This is a genomic window from Parasediminibacterium paludis (assembly GCF_042651445.1).
GTDB lineage: Bacteria > Bacteroidota > Bacteroidia > Chitinophagales > Chitinophagaceae > Parasediminibacterium > Parasediminibacterium paludis.
The window spans coordinates 19,291-40,824 of the sequence record NZ_JBHSDC010000031.1 but is presented as its reverse complement, the minus strand read 5'-3'; the positions used below and the strand labels follow the sequence as shown (position 1 = coordinate 40,824).

The following is a 21,534-nucleotide window of genomic DNA, read 5'->3' as shown; positions in this document are numbered from 1 at the left end:
TCAGGATTATTTAATTAGAGGCAAATGCTCTTTCAGAAACTTGTAGAGGCTTGTTACAACAACGTTATCCTTACTAACGTACTCTTCGCTGCTAGGTGTAATTACAATCTTATTATTTACTTTTAAGTCTACTGCACTAGTGTAAAATCCTTTAGAAATCGATGGTGCGTTTGTAAGTTTAATTTCAATACACGCTAATGGCTGAACACCTCTTACTAACACCACGTCACACTCAGCACCATCATGGGTGCGATAAAAATACATATCAATACTGCGATCTTTAAATTGATAAATCTGCTCAACGACATAGCCTTCCCACGATGCGCCAGCCGCTGGATGACTAAGAATATCATCAATAGATGAGAGACGTAAGAGACTATGCAAAATACCACTATCGCGAATGTATACTTTTGGTGATTTTACCAAGCGCTTACTAGCATTTATATACCAAGGCTGTAAGCGCCTAATTAAGTAGGCGCCTTCTAAATAATCTACATACCGCAATACGGTAGGCGCTGTAACACCCAAAGATCTAGCAAATACTTCGGCATTCCAGATACCACCATTCACATGTGCCAGCATATTCCATAGTTTTTGTATAATAGATGATGATAGATTTACACCAAATAAAAATTCTAAATCACGCTCTATGTAGCTGCGTATAAAACTATCTGTCCAGGCCCATGTTTGCGTATCCTGTTTAGCCAATAATGCATCAGGAAATCCACCATATAGCCAATGCTTTTGCCTAGCTATATTTCTAGGAATTTCTAATAAACCAAAGGGCGTAAGTTCTGTGTAAGAAATTCTACCAGCCAATGTTTCCGACACGCCTTTTACCAAACTAGGTGATGCTGAACCCAGTAAAATAAAGCGACCAGGATTTTTATATTCATCTATTAAAGGGCGTAATTCAGAAAATAAGTTAGGTAATAGTTGTACTTCATCTAAAATAACACATCGGTCTTTATAGGTTTCTAAGTAACTGTGTGCATCCTTTAATTTATTTCGATCGGCTGTTTTTCCCATATCTAAATACAAAGCCACATTCTTTTTAGTACTAGCTATTTGTTTTGCTAAGGTGGTTTTGCCTACTTGCCTTGGGCCAAGAATTGCAACCGCTGGAAAAAATTCTAAAGCATCGGTTATATTGCTTTCTAGTATGCGCTTTATCATGGCACAAAGCTAACGTACTAACCCCGAAAATCCAAAATTGAATTTTGGATTTTCGGGGTTGATAATCATTCATTTAAAACAATGAGCCATTACTACTTCTAAACTTGGGTTTGGGTAATTGCAAGCCACAAGCTTTGTTCAGTTTATCTACGAGATATACTGTGAGTTCTGGTGAAGTTGCTTCATCGTGCATGTGCATGAAAAAGTATACTTCTTGTATGTTGCAAGAAAGCCAATATTTCATACGTTCAATCCATGCATCAATACGTGTATAATCTGTTGCGTGTAAACTATTACCCACATAGCGAATAAATACTTTAGGTACTGTAATATGCATGTGGCAACACTCTCTTCTACCAGCAGTATCGGTAATTACTGCACCTATGTTTAAGGCTTTCAATGTGGCAAACAATTCTTCACGTACGGCAGCTTTGTTAAACCAATCTGGATGACGCACTTCGAGAAAAAAATGCATATCGGTTGGTAGCGATTTTAGAAACGTAAACAACTCTTCTTTTCTATTAGGCGTAAATGTATCGCTCACCTGTACAAAAGTTGGCCCAAGATGCTTACCAAAAGCGAGAATACCTTTTAAGAACTCAGTGGTTACAAAATCTTTATTGGTTAAGCTGCCTCGATGTGTAACACCTTGGTACATTTTGGGACAAAAAAGAAAGTCCTTACCAGCGGCTTTTTCAGCCCATTTTGCAATGCCTTCAGTACCGTAAATTTTGTAATGCGTTGCATTTAATTCTATACTATTATAATGCTGCACATAATGTTGTAAAAAATCTTTTTCCTTGGTTTTTTCTGGATAAATTTTACCTACCCATTCTGTACGCCCCCATTTGGCGCAGCCAATGTACACTTTAGGTGTAGTGGCAGGCAAGCCTTTAAGAATTGCCTGATTGAACATTGGCTCATCAGGCAACGTAAAATTAATATTATCTAATTCTCTTTCGGGTACACGACCAAATTCCATAAACTAACATATTTACAACGTGAAGGTAACTTTAAGCAAAATATGACCTTTAACTTGTTGCTTATTTCTGCAACGGTAATTCTCACTGATGTTTGACAAAATAATTTATTCCATCTTCTTTACAAGCATATTTACAGGATTACCGCTTTTAGCTTTATACTTTATTATTAGGCAAGTAGGCAAGTTTGAACATACTTTTTATCTAAAACTATGCTTTTGGACAATTTATGTTATCTGTGTTGGCGTTTTCGCTTATGCTATTTCAAGTATTACTTGTTAATGCTTCGCTTCGTTACAAGCTGAAGCAGGTTATAAGCGTACATACCGATAGCTATCGGTAGTGCGACCTTTAGATTTGTTTTAAGTTCTTTGATAAAATAGTTACTATTATTAGTAGGTTATTCGCAACAGCAGCTACACAGGTAATCAACAGCCGGTAACATAAAAAAACGCAGTTTTTTGGTAGACTTCTAAATGCGCTGTGAGACAATTATATTTGCATCCTTATGAGCACACAATCTGATAATATTTTTCAAGCGATTATTTCTCATGCCAAAGAATATGGCTTTGTATTTCCATCTAGCGAAATTTATGATGGCCTTAGTGCTGTATATGATTATGGCCCAAATGGTAGCGAACTAAAAAAGAATATTCGTGACTATTGGTGGAAAAGTATGACCCAAATGCACGATAATATTGTGGGTATAGATGCAGCTATTTTTATGCATCCAACTACTTGGAAAGCGAGTGGCCACGTTGATAATTTTAGCGACCCGATGATTGATAACAAGGATAGCAAAAAGCGCTACCGTGTAGATCATTTGATAGAAGCGTATGCTGATACCTTGCCTGAAGCCGACAAGAACGCCTTGATAGATGACATGCAACAGCTAGAAGCGGCAACAGACTACGCTGGCTTAAAGAAATTGATAGACGACCACAAAATTAAATGCTCGGTAAGTGGCACTACTAACTGGACAGAGATTCGCCAGTTTAACCTCATGTTTAAAACAGAGTTTGGTGCCGTAGCATCAGACAACCCTGATGACAATATTGTGTACCTAAGACCAGAAACGGCGCAAGGTATTTTTGTAAACTTTTTAAACGTGCAAAAAACAGCACGTTTGAAAGTACCATTTGGTATTGCACAAACTGGTAAGGCTTTTAGAAACGAGATTGTGGCTAGGCAATTTATTTTCCGTATGCGTGAGTTTGAGCAAATGGAAATGCAGTTTTTTGTACGCCCTGGCACAGAAGGCGAATGGTATAAATATTGGAAAGAAGCCCGCTTGCAATGGCATTTAAGCTTGGGTATCAACCCAGCAAAATATCGCTACCACGACCATATTAAACTAGCGCATTATGCTAAAGAAGCCTGCGATATTGAGTTTGAATTTCCAATAGGTTTTAAAGAGGTTGAAGGTATTCACAGCCGTAGCGACTTCGATTTAACGCAGCACCAACTGTATAGTAAAAAGAAGCAGAATTATTTTGACAACGATATAGACCCTGCTACTGGTAAGCCTTACGGTAATTATATACCCTATGTAATAGAAACCTCTATTGGTTTAGATAGAATGTTTTTGTTGATACTTTCTAACTCGTACGAAGAAGAAATAATACCAAAAGAAGATGGCACCAACGATAGCCGTGTGGTATTGCGTATACCAGCTAAGCTTGCGCCTAACAAATTGGCCATTTTGCCATTAACCAAAAAAGATGGTTTGCCAGAAATAGCTACCAAATTAATGGACGAATGCAAGCCTTACTTTAAATGCTTCTACGAAGAAAAAGATGCCATTGGCAAGCGTTACCGCCGTCAAGATGCTATTGGTACACCATTCTGTGTAACAATCGATAACCAAACGCCAATAGACCAAACTGTAACCATTCGCTATAGAGATACCATGCAGCAAGAACGTATACCAATTAGTGAAGTAAAAAATTTAGTATTGGGCAAAGTGATGTAAGCGTTGAGATAGGAACGCAAATGACGCTGATTGAATGGATTTTCACAGATTTTTTCTTTTGGTAACCAGCTTCGGTTTTTCATCCGATAGCTATCGGATTTAGCATCGTTACGTCGCACACTGCGGCGGTTTGATACGCTATTAAGCAGGGGTACCATAAACAAACTGAGCCACTCTTGAAGAGTGGCTCAGTTTGTTTATGGTACAATTTTTTATTTACCATTAATCTTTAAAACTTCCTGATACACCGCCAATTTCTTTTCTAAATCTGCCAATTGCTGTTGTAATTGCGCTTCTTTATTAGACAAGGTTTCTATGGGAAAAGCCGTTGATAAATCGGCTAAAAAATTGTGGTTGATTGCCAAGCCAATTTTCCAAAGCAAGGCTGCATGTAATGTGTGCTGCTTTATATAGTGCGTAATGCCTATAGGATGAATATCTAGCCGCCTTGCCAGTTCAGCCTTTGAAACACCTTTTTCTTCTAATACTTTTTCTAACAACTTACCTGCGTGAGGCATCTTCTGCTCACTATTTACGTGGCTCATTTTGGTTAAAGTACCCATAATCTCGAATTTTAATAGCTAAATTATAGCAATTAATGCTATTTTACTAGCAATCTATGCTAATTTTATAGGTAATCATCCTAATTTATTAGGTTACAGTTCTATTTTGTTAGGTGATATATCTAATTTTATAGTTTGTTATGCTATTTGCTTAGGCAAACAACTTAATCTTATAGCATTTTACGCTAAACAAGTAGCTTGTTAAACTAGCGGCATTTGTGTTGTAGCTTCCTCTATTTTACCAATACAATTTTGGTTACAATTTTTTCTAGGCCAGTATCGTCTCTTACTATTACCAAATACACACCACTTGCTATTTGCTCGCCTTTATAATTTTTACCATTCCAAATGGCTTGCCCGCCCAAAGCCCTAGTTTGGTATACTAATCTGCCATCTAGTTCGGCAATTTTTACCAAAGCATTATCTACCAAACCTTTTATGGCAATAGTACCATTATAATTTGGCGGTACAGGATTTGGAAACACCAACACATTGCTATTGGTTTCGCCGCCTTCTGTGGCGGTACTTCTAAAACTACAAATACCTGCCGCAGTAGCAATATATACTTCACCAGATTGAGGATCAATGGCGATGCGCTTGATGTCGTTGTTTAGCAAAGGGCTATTATCAGCCGTAAAGCGGTAAATAATATTATCGCCTTCGGGCGAAATGAGCCATACCCCATTTTTAGTACCTACCCATTTTCTATTAGCCCCATCAACGGCAATGGTATGTACTTCTTCATCTTGAAATAAATAGCCTGCAAAGCTATCTTGCTGTACCACAGGCAAAATGGCTTCGCAGTTTTGGGTAAATACTTCGGTAGGGCATTGTACTACAGCAATACCCTTGGCAGTACCAATCCATATAAAACCATTTTTATCTTTTGCGGTACAATACACTGTATTAATTGGCAGGTTACCACTACCTACACCAGTTTTAAAAAACTTCCATTGGTCATCATTTACTGCATCGATACTGCTACCATAATTATAAACAAATAAGCCATTACCAAGTGGACTTACAATCCATAGTTGATTGGCATCGTCAATAGTTATTTGTGCCACCGCATTACCTGTATGAATAAACGGTATTGCAAAAGATTTATAGCTACCATCGGCTTTGCGCACGCTGATATTTTGCGCAGCACCATAATTACTAATCCAAAGATTATTGGTATTGTCAAATGCTAGCCCACTTACCCGTATATCTTTATTAGTACCAATAGTGGGCTGTAATGATGAATTATTGGCTTTATAAATTTTAGTAGTTGCCCCATCTATATTTACCAAACCACCGCCATAGCTGCCGGCCCAAATAGATTGATTGGCTGGGTCTATAGCCAGTGTTACAATATCAAGCACCGAATCGAAAATAGGTTTGCTATAATAGCCAATGGTATTCCATGCATCGCCATTAAAAGTGTATAAGCCATTGCGGTTTTGTAGTGCTTGCCAATTCGCATCAACACTACCAGCAGCAGCGTACAGCGTGTTATTTGCCACAAGCATGTCGCCATCGGCTGTACCCAAAGGCCCATCGGGTATATAGCTGCTAAAACTAGTGTTGTATTTAGATAAGCCTTCACTGCTATCAGCAATCCATAAGCTGTTATTATCTACCATTGCCTGCCTAGGCAGTACAATATAGGTGCTATTTGTAAGCGTAGTTTCTATGGCGCCATTTGCATGTATTTGTAGCACCCTACCAATACCAGTTTGCTTATTTTGCTGACACAGCAACAACTTACCATTGCTACTATTCAAGTTGGTTATTTGCCAATTACTATCAGTATACAAAATAGCAAAGCCGCTACTATTTTGTACTAGCAGCGTATCATTTTTTTGCACGAGTAATTTACCACTAGCAAGCACTGCATTTTGGGTAACGCCATCGCTTAAACCATTGCTACCACTCAGGTTTTGCCAGTTATTATAGTTAGCCAAATTAGCTGCATTTACACTCGCTTGCTTTAAACCTTCGTTGGTTGCAGCATACCAAAAGTTACCATCGGTAGTAATAGCATTCACTACCACTTCGCCACCACCATTACCTATGTACCAAGCATCATTAACCTCGTATTTAGTCAAGTTCAACACTATTACTCCTAGGCCACTACACAGGTACGCAAAGCCACCATTGCAATAAATACTATTAATGGTTTTATTACCTACAACAGCACTACGTTGAATATCGCCAATATTATTTACCACATCACCTTTTACTACATCTATATTGCAGTTGGTATAAGTTATTACTAGTTGTTGGGTGGTTTCATCCCAGCCAATAGCGCTCACACCTATATCGTTCAGACCATTTATTTTGCTATAGCGTTGTTCATTATTATTGGCATCTACACTAAATACATTATTGGCGGTAGCGCAGTAAATTTTATCACCTTTTACCACTGCCTGTGCCGAGTTGTAATTTAAATGCTCGCGCCAGTAGCCAATAGGTACTTGGGCGTTTTGGGCTTTTAGTGAGATGTGAAAAAGGAAAAATGAAATAAGGAGAAGTAATATTTGGTAGCCAGCTTTGGTAGTACTGTTTAACATTTGTTGCCTCGCACTACCGATAGCTATCGGTATGTACGCTTTGTACTTTATTGAGCTTTGTTTATGTAGTAAAAACTGCTGCATGATAGTACAATAATACTAAGTTTATGGATGGTTTAAGAGCAAACCATCGCAAGAATACAAACAAATATTATGGCTAAAGTCTTCGCTTTACAATCGCTCTTATTTCTACACAAGAACGCCATCAACTCACCTTTTTAAATAATAAAGTAAAGCCTGTTGCAAATTATTAGTAGTAACCAATGGTTAAAGTGACATTTTAAATAGCTTGTGAATACTACCGAAACAACCAACTTGCTAATTGGTAATTATATTTAAAATAGTCTGCCGTAGGCGCCCCTTTAGCATTGTACACAAATAAAGGAACTCTAGCATCGTATAAAGAACCATGACTTCTATACGTGTTTGGTAGCATTTCCGATTCTGTATCTAAATCGCCAAATACCGTTTCTTTACTACCAAGTACTACCAAATCGCCAATTCTATTGCCCATCAAATGAAACCTTTTTACAGCTTCTTCCTTCGTAAGTACTTCATCTACACCTTGTAATGCTGCAATAGCTGCTTTAGCCTTGTCTCTTTCTTTTGTATTAGTCACGTACACATAGGCCGTACCACCAAAGCCTCTATGATGCTTAAAATATTTGTCACGCTCTGGCGAAATAGCAATTGTAATTGGAATATTTTTTTTCGCACAAACTTTATTCAAATCCCAACAAAGTGATTTATGTGTAACAGTATGGTCGGCAGTTATTAAAATAGCAGCATCTGGTGCAGCTTCTTTTATTTGTTGAATATAGCTATCCATTTTAGCAAGATATTCTTTCGATTCATTGCTTTCTGGAGCCCAAGTATGCATCGGATAATCTGTAGGATGGATGTACACAATACCCATCGTACTATCATGTTGCAGGGTATATAAGGCCGACTGCATTAACCAATAGTTTACTTCTCTACTATAGATTGAAGGTGGTGTACCTATTCTTTTTACCCATATAGGCGAAGCAGTTTCAGGCGAAATAGTATCGGAAGTGCCTTTATATAATAGACTAATGGTTTTCTTTTTGCTGGCAAATAAAATAGATTTTATGCCTTTGGTGCTGGCTCTTTCAAATAAGGTAGGCGACAGTAAAAGCGCAGCATCTTCCATAAAGTCTTCTGTATGTGTTTTTTCATTCCAAAATGAGTTGCCTGTAATGCCATTGACTGCTGGCCATTCACCTGTACAAATAGCGGCATTATTTAAGTTGGTTACCGACGGCATAAGCGACGGAACTACTTTATATAGCCCCTTTCTCTCCATCTCATTTAAGGTGGGCATGTTACTATTACGATAATATTCTTCTCCAAAACCATCAAACATGATAATTACAATGCGTTGTGGATGGTTAGTAATTTGCGCAAATACAGACGAATGACAACTTAAAAAAGAGACAAGAGTTAACAACGAACCAATAATCGATTTCATACAATGGGTTGGTTAAAAAACTTATAATAGGTATTGTTCTATAAAACAGGAACTAAAATTTAAAATGCTGAAATTACAAGCTAAAGTAAAACCTACTTACCAAATGCAACACGGTTATGTGTTGTAGTTGTGTTATCAAATCAACGCTGTTTTGGTAAATTAATCTTAAAACTTTAGTAATAGCGATGCTTTTAATAGACATCTGAGTTTACATTAAAACGCTCTTTTACTACCACAACAATAGCTAATATGGTAAACCTATAATATCACAAGCACCTTTATTAGAGCTTAGAAATGCTATCAACTAGCTTACGACTTGCGCAACCAAAAGCATCTACCTGCATAGAAGCCCTTTAAGGAAACTTCCTAAGTATTGTAAGCCTTATTACTAGCTCAAGTATTACCACAGCTAGTCCTGAAAGTAGTAAAGGCAAGTATTCATCGGTATATCGGTCGTAGGTAGTAATCTCAATTTTACTCTTCTCCAACTGATTGATACTTGCATAAATATTTTTTAATGCTGCTTTATTAGATGCTTGAAAATATTGCCCACCAGTTTCTGCACTAATTTGTTTGAGTAAGTTTTCATCAAAACTCATTTTACGTTTTTCCATAACAGTACCAAGCGCTGAATTAACCGGTACGTCCATTTCAACCTCGCTACCAATACCAATACAATACACTTTAATGCCATAAGTAATGGCTAGCTTTTTAGCTATATCGGGCGGTATTAAACCACCATGGTCTACACCATCTGTTAGTAGAATAATAACCTTGCTTTTAGCCGTGCTATTGCGCAGTCTATCTACACTAGTGGCAAGCCCGGAGCCGATAGCCGTGCCATCTTCAGGGAGATAACCATTGACAATATTATTAATCTGCGCAAGTACCGTTTTGTGGTCGGGCGTTATTGGGCAAAGTGTAAAGCTTTGGCTACTAAAAATCACGACGCCTATTCTATCGCCTGGTCTATTTTGAACAAAATTGGCGGCTACATCTTTGGCGGCTTCTAGTCTATTTGGCGTAAAATCTTGCTCCGTCATACTGCCACTTATATCAAAGCATAATACAATATCTATCCCCTCGCCACTGGTTTGATTTTCAGTAAAATGTTGTTGTGGCCTTGCCAATGCAATAATTAGCAGCACTAATGCAATACAACGCAAAGCAATGGGTAAATGCCTTAGTCTTGTTTTCCAGTTTTGCGTATACTGTAAAAAGAAAGTAGTGGTAATAGTAAGCGAAGCAGTCTGCTTGCGATGGCTTCTTACATACCAAAATATAATGCATGGTACTACCAATAGTAAAGGCAGCACCCAAGGGTAAGCAAAGCTGATATGTTGGTACCAATTATACAGCATTTGCCTTAGGTTGATAATTGAATGAATGAATGGTGGTTACAAATGTTTTAGCAGCTTGTATGGCTTGCTCGCATTCAGTGGTAGCGGGTTGATACTTTGCAAACTTTACTGCATCAGCTAAGCGCAACAATTGATAATACTGAACTTGCGTAGGTGCATTACCTACTTTGCCTTTCAACAATACCATATATTCATCGGTAGTTTTAGAAAGACTAGTAATTCCTAGTTGCACATCAGAAAAGTTGCGTGTTATAGTAATTAAACTCGTAAAGAAAAGCTTGTATTGCTGGCTTGTTATTAGCGGTTGAAGTGCTTCTATCTGTTGCAATACATCATTTACAGAGATGGCTATTTTCTTGATGGGCTTACTAGGTCTTTTGCCTAAGTAATATTTTACAACAAATATTACTACAACTATCAGTAGTAGAATTCCAAATCCAATTTTACCCCACAGCCACCAATCTGTTTCAGGCGCTACTTCTATAATTTCTTTGATGTCGTTATAATCTTGCATGTTGCTAATATTAACAGGCAACACTTTTATTGGTAAAGGCAAGGATGTTAGCATTTTATTGCCTATCAACTTTACAGCAAACTCAGGCAACTTAAACGTGCCTGTATCGTAGCTAGTAATTAATATTTTCTGGGCAAATGATTGAGCGCCGCCTACTTCAATCGTATCTATTGGTAAGCGTTGTAGTACTTCAAAATGGTTAAAACTATCTGGTAAATTAAACCAAGTATCTAGCAATACGGTGCTATTTGCAGCGGGTTCAATAGTGAGTTTTAGTTCAAATTGTTCGCCAATGCGAATGGTAGATTTATTAGTAGTGGTAGTAACTTTTTGAGCGACAGTTTGCAAAGAAAATAAGCTACAAACAACAAGGCACATGTATTCTACGTACACCTTGTGTCTTGAAACTTGAAACCTGAAACTTAATTTTCTCATGCTCTTTTTATAAAAAAATGTTGTAAGGCTTTTACATAGTCTTGCCCAGTTTCTATTTGTAATAAATCTGCCCCAGCTTTACGAAATATCGTTGCCGCATCATCCATTATTTGATGGTATTGTCTATTGTAAGCCACTTGTACAGCCGCATCATTTGTATCTAACCAAAGTGTTTCGCCTGTTTCAGGATCGGCAACTTGTAGCAAGCCTATTTTGGGTAAATATTTATCTGCCTTATCAAATACTTGCACACCAATAACATCGTGCTTTCTCGCTGCTACACGTAGTGCTTCGTGATAACCAGCATCAGCAAAATCACTTAAAATAAACACAATGCTTTTGTGCTTAGCGATATTATTGAGGTATTGCAAGCCTTTCACCAAATCTGTTTTAGTAGCTGCGGGCTTAAACGCTACCAACTCACGTACCAAATACAATACATGTTCTCTACCTTTAGAAGAAGGAATGTATTTTTCTACTTTATCTGTACAAAATAATAGGCCTGTTTTATCATTATTATTAAGTGCACTAAATGCTAAAACTGCACATATCTCAGCAATTAGTTCTTGTTTATTCTGTTGATTTGTGCCAAACAAATTACTAGCACTTGCATCTACTAATAAGTATACACTCAACTCTCTTTCTTCCTCAAAAACTTTGCTATAAGTGCTACCCATTCTAGCACTCACGTTCCAATCTATAAATCGTATATCATCGCCAGCAGCATATTCTTTTACTTCTTTAAAAGCCATACCTCTACCTTTAAACGCTGTGTGATATTCACCTGTAAATAAATGATTGGTGAGCTTTTTACTTTTTATTTCAAGGTCACGAACCTTACGCAGCAAATCAGCAGCATCACCCCCAACACTTAAAGGAGAGTTTGAAAGAGGCTCAGTATTTTGTGTTTTATTTTTATTAAACAACCACATGCTGCTTTGCTTTTTTATCTAATTGATTACTTTAGGGCTGGGTATAATTATAACTATCTATGGGTTGAAGCTACTCTATGGCACCAAAATGGTTCTCAAAATATCGTCTACAATCATTTCACTGGTTATATTTTCAGCTTCTGCTTCGTATGTAAGACCTATCCTATGACGCAATACATCTTTAGCAATGGCTTTCACATCATCAGGAATAATGTAGGCTCGTTTACGTAAAAAAGCCTGTGCTTTAGCCGCTAAAGCCAAGTTAATACTTGCCCTTGGCGAGCCGCCATAACTTATCATCGCCTTTAACTTACCTAAGCCATATTGTTCTGGAAAACGTGTTGCAAATACGATATCAATAATATAGTGCTCTATTTTTTCATCCATGTAAATCTGCTTCACTAAATGTCTTGCATGTAGTATCTCACTAATGCTTGCTACGGGCTGAATACTTGGCAGTTCAAGGCTTTGCACTTGTTGTCTAATAATTAGTTGCTCCTCTTTTTTATCAGGGTAGCCTACAACTACTTTTAGCATAAACCGATCTACTTGCGCTTCTGGTAATGGATAAGTACCTTCTTGCTCAAGAGGGTTTTGCGTTGCCAATACCAAAAATGGCTCTTGCAGTTTGTAGGATTGATCACCAATGGTTACTTGTTTTTCTTGCATGGCTTCAAGCAAGGCACTTTGCACTTTGGCTGGTGCGCGGTTTATTTCGTCGGCTAAAATGAAATTACTAAAAATTGGACCTTTGCGCACCACAAATTCACCACGTTGTTGGTTGTAAATCATGGTACCAATAACGTCAGCAGGCAATAAGTCGGGCGTAAACTGTATACGACTAAATGGTGCTTGTATGGCTTGTGCTAATGACTTAATCGTAAGCGTTTTTGCCAAACCTGGCACACCCTCGAGCAATACGTGACCATTACTAAGTAAGCCAATCAATAAGCGCTCTACCATGTAATACTGGCCTACAATTACTTTTTTTAATTCGGTTTGTAGCCTTTCTATCACTGTATGTTGCTGTGCTATTTGCAAGCCTAGTTGCTGAATATCTTCTGGTGTTTGCATAACAATTAACCGCTGATTTATTTGATTGAAATGATAACCATGACATATTCATTTTTCGCATGGTTGTATGAGATAACGTTGTTTGTACCATTGATGTAAGCGCTTCTCATTTGCACGAATTAAAGCCAATAACGTGAATAAAACGCATTGACTTATAATTATTAACAAGTTTTATGCTCAAAAGAAATTGGTCTACGAAAATCGAATAGCCATATTCGTTTATAATCACTAAAGCTAATCATTCAAATCATTTAATCAGTAGCATGATTATTCTTCTACAATGGGCGATTCTTCCTCAAAAGTCATCTCATTTATTTCGGGGTGGATAGCCAGTTCTTCGTTACGTTTATCGTTCCATTCAACAATAAAATTGTTACGCCCTTCACCTACTAACAATGTCATATAGCGTTGTTGCGATAGTTCTAAAAGGGATAAGAATAAGAACAAGGCATGAATTCTATCTTGACATAGTTCAAATACTTTTTCAAAAGGCACGTTTTTTTCTGTTTGCACAAAATTCAGCATATGTTCACGGCTGCCTTCCATCGTGTAATTGTAGCGTACTACCGTGTGTACAGGCTTATTTTGGCGGTCGTGTACACGTTGCATTACCTTTTCAAAGGCTTTCATTAGCTTAAACATGGTAATGGTTTGTATTTCGGTGCCTTCCCCACTTTCTTCGCCAATTGAAGCCAATTCTTTCTGCAAGTTGCCCCGTTTTACCATCATCATACGAATGGCTTCCATATCAGCCATTTGTACCGACGCTTCTTTGAAGCGCTTGTATTCAAGTATTTTATCTATCAGTTCTTGTCTAGGGTCTATCTCATTGCCCTGTGCGTCTATTTCTTTGCGAGGCAATAATAGCTTGGCTTTTATGCGCATGAGGGTAGATACAAACAAGATAAACTCGCTACTCAACTCAATGTTTAACTTCTCTTGTTGGCGTATAAAATCTAAAAAATCTTTGATAATTTTAGTAATAGGAATATTATAAATATCCAACTCGTCTCGTTCTATGAAAAACAATAATAAATCGAACGGTCCTTCAAAATGCTCCAGCTTAATTTGATAATTGGTGGTATTCACGCTACAGAGGTTTAGTTACAAATGTAATCATGCTAAAAAGAAAATAGAAACAGATAAACGAATAAACACGTTTTACTATATTTTTCGTATCCATGATAACATATTTAAATCACGACAACCTACTAACTACCAAATAAAAACCCGCCTACACCAAAAAGCATAGACGGGAAAAAAGAAAATGAAGATAAGGAATTTATTTTTTCAAAGCATCTCTTATCTCCATTAATAATTTATCTGTACTGGAAGGTTCTGCGGGAGGTGCTGGCGCAACTACTTCCTTTCTCTTAGATGCGTTTATTGCTTTAATAATCAAGAATAACACAATTGCCACAATTAAAAAATTGATAACTGCAGCTAAAAAATTACCATATTTTACAGTTCCCCAAATGGTTAAATCGGCTAATTTAGAAAGATGCGCTGCATCTAAAGCGGGTTTTAGCAGCAAAGGCGTGATCACATCTTCAATAAATGAACTAACAATTTTGCCAAAAGCCGCACCAATGATAACACCTACTGCTAGGTCTACTACATTGCCTTTCATGGCAAAGTCTTTGAATTCTTTAATCATACCCATAATCGTGACGTTTTGTTTTTTTATTAAGGTTTGTAAAGCAATTTAAACAATTGTTGAACTGAATTGAAAATTATTTTGCTCGTGTCATACTACGAATAAGAACTGGTAATAAAATTAAATTGGTTAGTGTTCCCACCACCAATGTTAATGATGTAAGCCAACCAAGCGCAATGGTGCCACCAAAACTGCTAAAACAAAAGATAATAAAACCAGCAATTAATACTAACGAAGTGTAAATAATACTAATACCTGTATGGTGTATTGTTAAAATTAAAGTAGGCGCAACTTGGTTATGATTGTCAGGTAGTTCTTGCTTGTAATTGATTAAAAATCGGATGGTTACATCTATGGCTATACCAAGTGCAATACTAAATACCAATACTGTTGATGGTTTTAATGGTACGCCTACCCAACCCATAATACCAGCGGTAATCAGCAATGGAATGATATTTGGAATAAGTGAACACACCAAAATTCTAAACGACCTAAACAGGTATAACATACACAGTGTGATTAATAAAAACGCCCAGAAAATACTATCACGCAAGCCTTTAATAATAAAGCTTGAGCCTTCTAAAAAGGTGACGCTGCTACCTGTAAATGTTACTTTATAGGCTGCTGTATCAAAAATCTCATTGCTCTTCTTTTCAAAATCTGCTAATAATAACGGCAGTTTTTGGCTACCAATATCTTTCATGTTTACGGTAATGCGTGCCACTTGCTTATTGCTATCTAAAAACTTATTGAGCAGCTTAATAGCGCCACCATTTTGTGAATTATTAGCAGATTTTGGTGTTAAGTACGTACCAATAAAGGCAAGATCGCCCATACTAGGCACCGCATAGCTATTGGTATCACCATCAAAATAGGCTTGCTTGGCGAATTTTAAGCCTTCCACAAAAGATAGAGGCCTGCCTGTTTCTGGCTTTGCGTTAATGTAAGCAGATAATTCGTCAATTTTTTCAAGTGGCTTTGTACTCCTGAATAAGCCTTTTTTCTTTTTAGTATCAACCATTATCTCTAATGGCATTACACCTTCAAAATTGCTTTCAAACCATTTAAGGTCGGTATAAATTTTATCTTTCTTTGGCAAATCATCTACTATAAATCCTTCGCTGCGCAGTTTAAACAAGCCAATAATTGCAAATGCAGTAATAGCAATAGTTACAGCGTACACTAGTTTGGCTTTTTTAAAGGCTAAATGTTCAATTTTAGTCAATAAAGATTCTAAGAAACGATTGTCTAAATACTTAATTTCTTTGGGTTTTGGTGCAGGCAAATAACTTAATACGGCAGGTATAAATATGAGCGAAATAAAAAACAACAACATAATATTGATGCCGCTTACCATACCAAATTCTTTTAGCAAAGCACTACGCGTTAAGGCAAATACCGCAAAGCCAATTGCAGCAGCGATATTGCAAAATAGTGTCACAATGCCCATACGACCCACCATCGTACGTAAGGCTTCCTCTTTGTTACCCGTATCTTTAAATGCAGTGTGGTATTTATTTAAAAAGTAAATACAGTTAGGTACACCAATTACCACAATGAGTGGTGGAATAATGGCAGTTAGCAAAGTAATATTGTAGCCAAAAAGTTGCATAGTAGCAAGACTCCATACGACACCCATACCAACTACTAATAAACTCATAATGGTAGTACTAATACTGCGGAAAAATAGGTAAAGCGTTAAAGCTGATAGCAAGAAAGAAGCAATTAAAAAGTAGTTCATTTCGTGCTTAATTCTATCGCCTATTACGGTACGTAAATAAGGCAAGCCACTAATTTGTACCGTAATACCTGACTCTTTTTCAAATTGCTTTATAGGCTCTAATACAGTAGCAATCAACCTTGTACGGCTTTTACTGTTTAAGGTATCTTTATTAACACCTACTGCTACTAAATAGGCTTTGGTATCCGCATTGTATAGTAAGCCTCTGTAAAAGGGCAAACTTTCAAAAACCATTCTATCACTATCTAGCTGGGCTTGCGATGTATAATTACTTTGAAATAAACGCTTTGATTGAAAGCTTTTACTGGCAGTATCGTTAATTAAATTCAACGCTTCTGGTACACTTAATACATCTGTTACATCGGGTACCTTTTTTAAACTTTGATGCAGCTTACTTACCGCATTAAATACTTTGGGAGTAAAGAATTCTTTACTTTGAATACCTACTACCAATGTGCCTGCATCGTCACCAAACTTGGCTTTAAATGCTTGCATATCTAAGTACTTAGGATTATCCGTAGGGATGGCTCTTGAAAAATCGTAGCCAATTTTTACTTTTAGTGCCAATGTAACAGCAACAACGTTAATAGCTAATAAAGCTAATAATAACGGTAATCTGTACTTTAAAATCAACTTACCTAAACTGTACCACATAGTGAATAGTGAATGGTGAAAAATATATTAAACCAAAGCTGCCATAGTGCGTGGTAAAAGATTGGCTTTGTAATGAACGATTCTTCCGATAGCTATTGGAAGTGCGACGCAACTACAGCTTAGCTTTGTACTACAGCTTGCTCAATAAAAAAAACTATACAAACCAATAGCCAAATAGCTGACAACAGATACCTACAAGCAAGCCGCTATACACTTCAACAGCAGTGTGGTTACTTACTAAAAAACGACTGGTACATACCAAGCCTGTTAAAAATGCTGTAATGCTAATAGCAATGCCCAAAGGTGTTTGGTAAAAAAATGAGGTGAGTATAACTGCTGCTAGCAAGCCACCCATACCTATACCATGTAAACTGATTTTGATAAAATTATTGAATACCACACCCACGGCTGTAGCGATGAAAATACCGAAATAAAAGAACTTTAAAGGGGCTGGCTGGTCAGTGAAATTGCGGCTTAGATAATACATCCACCAGTAAAAAAACATAGAAATAAAATAAGGTACAATGCGTTCTTTTTGGGTGCGGAGAAAAATGCTTTCGCTAAATTTTACTTTCCATAACAAGAACACTGCAAATGTGGGAAAGAAAGCTGTCATCCAAAAAACACTGAAGATTCTGAGCTTTAATTGCCAATCGGTTATGCCTGAAAACTCTAATCGAAATTGATAAACCAAAAACAAGAAAAAGTACGTAGGTACAAATACAGGATGCAGTATATACGAGATGATTTTGGCGGGTACTTTTAGCCAATTGCTTGGTTGATATGGTATAGAAAGTTCTGGTTGTTGCATGTTTTTAGTTCTGTGTTTTATTGTTTTAGAGCAGATTGCTTCGTGCCTCGCAGTAACAATATAGCACTACAATTCTTTACGCAATCTTGCTACTGGAATATTGAGTTGTTCACGATATTTAGCCACCGTTCTACGGGCAATATTGTAGCCTTTTTCGTTCAACATATCGGTTAAAAATTCGTCACTCAAAGGTTTTTGTTTGTCTTCGGCATCTATTAAATTATTCAATATTTCTTTTACTTCACGGGTGCTCACTTCTTCCCCACTATCGGTACTTAAACTTTCGCTAAAGAAATATTTAAGGCGATACGTACCAAATTCTGTTTGTACAAATTTGCTATTTGCCACACGACTCACAGTGCTTATATCTAAGCCTGTCTTTTCAGCAATGTCTTTTAATATCATGGGGCGCATATTGGTAACATCACCAGTTAAAAAAAACTCTTCTTGGTGACGCATTATAGCACCCATGGTAGAAATTAGGGTTTGTTGGCGCTGCTGAATCATTTCTATAAACCACTTAGCGCTATCAATTTTTTGCTTGATAAAAAGTACTGCTTCTTTTTGGCGCTTATCCTTTTTGCTACCCTTGTCGTACTCTTTCATCATGTCTTTATAACCTTCACTTATTTTAAGGTCAGGCGCATTACGAGAGTTTAAAGTAAGCTCAAGAATACCATTATTATTAATGATATAAAAGTCTGGTACAATATAGCTTTCGGCTTTATTGATTTCGCCTACATTACCACCAGGCTTAGGATTTAATTTAATAATTTGATGGATAACCTCTTTTAAATCGTCGTCAGATAAGTTAAGACCACGTTGAATTTTATCGTAATGTTTTTTGATAAACTCATCGTAATATTTGCTCATTACTTGTATGGCCAATTGCACACCAATACCTTCTGAGCTTTTGCGTTTTAATTGCAGTAGTAAACATTCTTGCAAGTCTCGTGCCCCTACTCCTGCAGGATCAAACTGTTGAATTTGTTTGATGATGTCTTCAATCTCCTTATCGTCTGCAATAATGTTTTGCCGAAAGGCCAAATCATCCGCAATAGAACTTAATTCTCTGCGCAAATAGCCATCATCGTCCAAGCTGCCCACTATTTGCTCAGCTATTTTAAACCTGCGCTCATCTAAATCTAACATGCCAAGCTGGTCTAGTACTAGATCAAAAAAACTTTGCTCAAGCTTGATTGGGATGGTTTGCTTATCATCCATTTCTGGATAATTATCATCCTTCATTTTATAATCCGCAATTTCGCCATCATCATCTACCACATATTCACTGATATCTACATCTTCATAATCTTCTTCGCTACCATCCTTCTCAAAATCTTCATCAGGCGATGTTTCAAATTCGTCTACCATCTCTTCATTGGCATCTGCACCTTCTTCCCCCTCACCAAGTTCTAATGCTGGGTTTTCTTCCAATTCTTCTTTTATGCGTTCCTCTAAATTAGCAGTAGGTACTTGCAACAACTTCATTAATTGAATTTGCTGAGGCGATAATTTCTGTAATAATTTCTGCTGTAACGATTGTCCTAATGCCATGTTTTTATTGCCTAATTTGACATTTAAATTTCAAAACCTTATTTGTTAGATATATACACACCACACAAAATTACTCCTAAACAACCTACCTGAAAAATACTGATGGATTCGCCATAGTAATAACCCCAAGCCACTGCAATAAATGGGATACCATAAGTCACCATCGCCGCAAATAAAGCGCCTGCTCTTTTTACCAATCTATAAAATAATATAGAGGCAAATGCTGTACCCACCATGCCTAGCACACAAGCCGCCGCTGTAGAACCAATGACTTTTGTACTAGTAAATGGTTGTGCAAAATAACCTGTAACGGCCAATATAATAACACAAGGAATGATTAAAAATACAAATGCTATGGCAGCAATATTAATAGAAGCAATGCCATGCATATGCCTACTTACGATATTAACATTAACGGCATAAAAAACAGTTGCCAATAGCACTAATAATACATAGTAAATATTCCCTAAATCAAGTCTACCATTAGGTGCAACCAAAAAGTATAAACCAACCAAGCCCACCACTATGCCAATTATTTTTTGTCGTTGTGGTATTTGTTGGAAAAAAAATACACCTATTAGCACAGCACAAAGAGGCGTTAATGAGTTAAGCATACCAGTTAGTGCGCTGCTTAATTGTGTTTCGGCAATGCAAAACAAAAACGCTGGGAAAAAACTACCTAGCAACCCAGATAGGATTACCACACCTAATTTTGCCTTTGGTATTTGTGCAAATGCTTTGGCTGCGAATGGTGTCAACACGATACCTGCACTTAATATGCGTAATGCCGGTACTTGATAGGCACTTAATGCTTGCAAACCAATTTTCATTAACAAAAACGAGCTGCCCCAAATAAGCGACAATACAATGAATAATATCCAATTAACAACTTTCTCTCTCAAGTAACTATGTATTTTGCTACAAAGGTTATAGATTTATACAACCAAATGTTTTTTTACTGAATATTGTTGTGATGTCTAAAATTTCGCTTGCCAAAATTGATACTAAAGCATCTCAAAGCTTAGATAGAGAACAAATCAATGTTAAAACTGCTTAACTTTTTATAATCAATAGTTAGTCCTAAAAACTCACTGAACACATAACGAAACGAAGAATTTTAATATTCTAAACATAGTGTATGTATGACAGACATGATACAACCATTTAATCCTCGTCTTCAGTAAGTTGTTTATTTACGCTTGCTGAATATGCAATTGAAAATAAAATCGAATAGCCGTTAAAATAATAAGGGCTCATATATTCTTAAATCTTGTTCATAAGATTTAAGAGTGCTTGCAAGACTCAATTAAAGTGCAGAAACACTATGAAAAGGATTTAAAGAAAGCAGACCTTGTGATAATTAAATGAAAATATATACTAATTGGATTGTACCAACTTATTAAGTGTGTAAAAGGTAATTTCTGGCATAAAAAAATGATGTGACATTTATTAAACATCACATCATCATCATCATTAAAAGCAAAGGGGTACTACTATATTTTAGAAGTACTAAATACACTAGTATTTCCAAGTTCATCTATTTCTAAAATGGTTCTAGATGTTTTAGTATCTAGACTTACATAGTACATAGTATTATTATCTACGTTTAAAAACGCAATACAGCTTTTAACAGTATACTTTGGCGCTAGATAATATTTACTAATTGTTTTAATCGCTTTTATCGGTAATTTATCGTAGGCTATATTTTTGCTTGCGCCAATAAAATCGCCCTCGCTATTGTAAAACATTTCTTGTTTTTCATCTGCTTCTGAAATAGTTGCTTTGATAAAATCTGCTTTACTAGTTATTGTAACATTTTTAAAATTTTCCACTACACAGTTTAAATCTTTGCAATCGTTGGTGTTGATAAAAATGTTACCAGCAAAAGCACTTGTAGTTACGCTTACAGCAATGATAGCTGCGAAAAATAATTGTTTCATTTGTTTAATTTTTTTGGTTAATCCGATATATCCGGTGTTATTTTTTTGATTTGACAGGTCAAAAGTATCTATGCAAAAAAGTGGTAAGCAATACATTTTGATTAGTTACTGCGATATCGGTAA

The 21,534-nt window shown here is 36.6% G+C and carries 17 protein-coding genes; 1 reads left to right on the top strand and 16 read right to left on the bottom strand.

Annotation, left to right across the window (positions count from 1 at the left end):
- Window positions 1-6: 6 nt before the first annotated feature.
- On the bottom strand, window positions 7-1,176 hold the full coding sequence (locus ACFOW1_RS16645) for an ATP-binding protein (RefSeq protein ID WP_379015857.1): 1,170 nt from the start codon (window positions 1,174-1,176) through the stop codon (window positions 7-9).
- A gap of 73 nt (window positions 1,177-1,249) precedes the next feature.
- Window positions 1,250-2,158, bottom strand: coding sequence for a DUF72 domain-containing protein (locus ACFOW1_RS16640; RefSeq protein ID WP_379015856.1), 909 nt, complete (start codon window positions 2,156-2,158; stop codon window positions 1,250-1,252).
- Window positions 2,159-2,664: 506 nt separating this feature from the next.
- On the opposite strand from ACFOW1_RS16640, the gene ACFOW1_RS16635 reads away from it, so the two are divergent.
- Complete coding sequence (locus ACFOW1_RS16635) at window positions 2,665-4,128, top strand: glycine--tRNA ligase (protein ID WP_379015854.1); 1,464 nt, start codon at window positions 2,665-2,667, stop codon at window positions 4,126-4,128.
- A 212-nt stretch (window positions 4,129-4,340) separates the two neighbouring features.
- Here ACFOW1_RS16635 and ACFOW1_RS16630 read toward each other — a convergent pair whose 3' ends face one another.
- The 14 genes from ACFOW1_RS16630 to ACFOW1_RS16565 all read right to left on the bottom strand — a co-directional run bounded on the left by ACFOW1_RS16630 (window position 4,341) and on the right by ACFOW1_RS16565 (window position 21,411).
- Window positions 4,341-4,691: a hypothetical protein gene (locus tag ACFOW1_RS16630; protein WP_379015852.1), complete on the bottom strand. Its 351-nt coding sequence runs from the start codon at window positions 4,689-4,691 to the stop codon at window positions 4,341-4,343.
- Window positions 4,692-4,924: 233 nt separating this feature from the next.
- Window positions 4,925-7,330: a type IX secretion system anionic LPS delivery protein PorZ gene (gene porZ, locus ACFOW1_RS16625; protein WP_379015850.1), complete on the bottom strand. Its 2,406-nt coding sequence runs from the start codon at window positions 7,328-7,330 to the stop codon at window positions 4,925-4,927.
- Between the two features lie 214 nt (window positions 7,331-7,544).
- A complete protein-coding gene (locus tag ACFOW1_RS16620) occupies window positions 7,545-8,735 on the bottom strand; it encodes an alkaline phosphatase family protein (protein WP_379015848.1) in 1,191 nt (396 codons plus the stop codon).
- A 353-nt stretch (window positions 8,736-9,088) separates the two neighbouring features.
- Window positions 9,089-10,096, bottom strand: a complete 1,008-nt coding sequence (locus tag ACFOW1_RS16615) for a vWA domain-containing protein (RefSeq protein WP_379015847.1) — start codon at window positions 10,094-10,096, stop codon at window positions 9,089-9,091.
- Window positions 10,086-11,045, bottom strand: a complete 960-nt coding sequence (locus ACFOW1_RS16610) for a BatD family protein (protein ID WP_379015845.1) — start codon at window positions 11,043-11,045, stop codon at window positions 10,086-10,088. The genes ACFOW1_RS16615 and ACFOW1_RS16610 overlap by 11 nt, the downstream gene beginning before the upstream one ends.
- Complete coding sequence (locus ACFOW1_RS16605; protein WP_379015844.1) at window positions 11,042-11,977, bottom strand: DUF58 domain-containing protein; 936 nt, start codon at window positions 11,975-11,977, stop codon at window positions 11,042-11,044. Before ACFOW1_RS16605 ends, ACFOW1_RS16610 begins: the two co-directional genes overlap by 4 nt.
- Before the next feature lie 75 nt (window positions 11,978-12,052).
- Window positions 12,053-13,051 (bottom strand): AAA family ATPase, encoded by a 999-nt coding sequence (locus ACFOW1_RS16600; protein ID WP_379015842.1) that lies wholly within the window; start codon window positions 13,049-13,051, stop codon window positions 12,053-12,055.
- Between the two features lie 267 nt (window positions 13,052-13,318).
- On the bottom strand, window positions 13,319-14,140 hold the full coding sequence (locus ACFOW1_RS16595) for a segregation and condensation protein A (RefSeq protein ID WP_379015841.1): 822 nt from the start codon (window positions 14,138-14,140) through the stop codon (window positions 13,319-13,321).
- Between the two features lie 193 nt (window positions 14,141-14,333).
- Window positions 14,334-14,714 (bottom strand): large conductance mechanosensitive channel protein MscL, encoded by a 381-nt coding sequence (mscL, locus tag ACFOW1_RS16590; RefSeq protein WP_379015840.1) that lies wholly within the window; start codon window positions 14,712-14,714, stop codon window positions 14,334-14,336.
- A 70-nt stretch (window positions 14,715-14,784) separates the two neighbouring features.
- Complete coding sequence (locus tag ACFOW1_RS16585) at window positions 14,785-17,103, bottom strand: efflux RND transporter permease subunit (protein ID WP_379015839.1); 2,319 nt, start codon at window positions 17,101-17,103, stop codon at window positions 14,785-14,787.
- Window positions 17,104-17,257: 154 nt separating this feature from the next.
- Window positions 17,258-17,914 (bottom strand): hypothetical protein, encoded by a 657-nt coding sequence (locus ACFOW1_RS16580; protein ID WP_379015838.1) that lies wholly within the window; start codon window positions 17,912-17,914, stop codon window positions 17,258-17,260.
- Window positions 17,915-17,980: 66 nt separating this feature from the next.
- A complete protein-coding gene (gene rpoN / locus ACFOW1_RS16575) occupies window positions 17,981-19,471 on the bottom strand; it encodes an RNA polymerase factor sigma-54 (RefSeq protein WP_379015836.1) in 1,491 nt (496 codons plus the stop codon).
- A gap of 38 nt (window positions 19,472-19,509) precedes the next feature.
- Window positions 19,510-20,373: a DMT family transporter gene (locus ACFOW1_RS16570; RefSeq protein ID WP_379015834.1), complete on the bottom strand. Its 864-nt coding sequence runs from the start codon at window positions 20,371-20,373 to the stop codon at window positions 19,510-19,512.
- 591 nt (window positions 20,374-20,964) lie between these two features.
- A complete protein-coding gene (locus ACFOW1_RS16565; RefSeq protein WP_379015833.1) occupies window positions 20,965-21,411 on the bottom strand; it encodes a hypothetical protein in 447 nt (148 codons plus the stop codon).
- Between the last annotated feature and the right edge of the window lie 123 nt (window positions 21,412-21,534).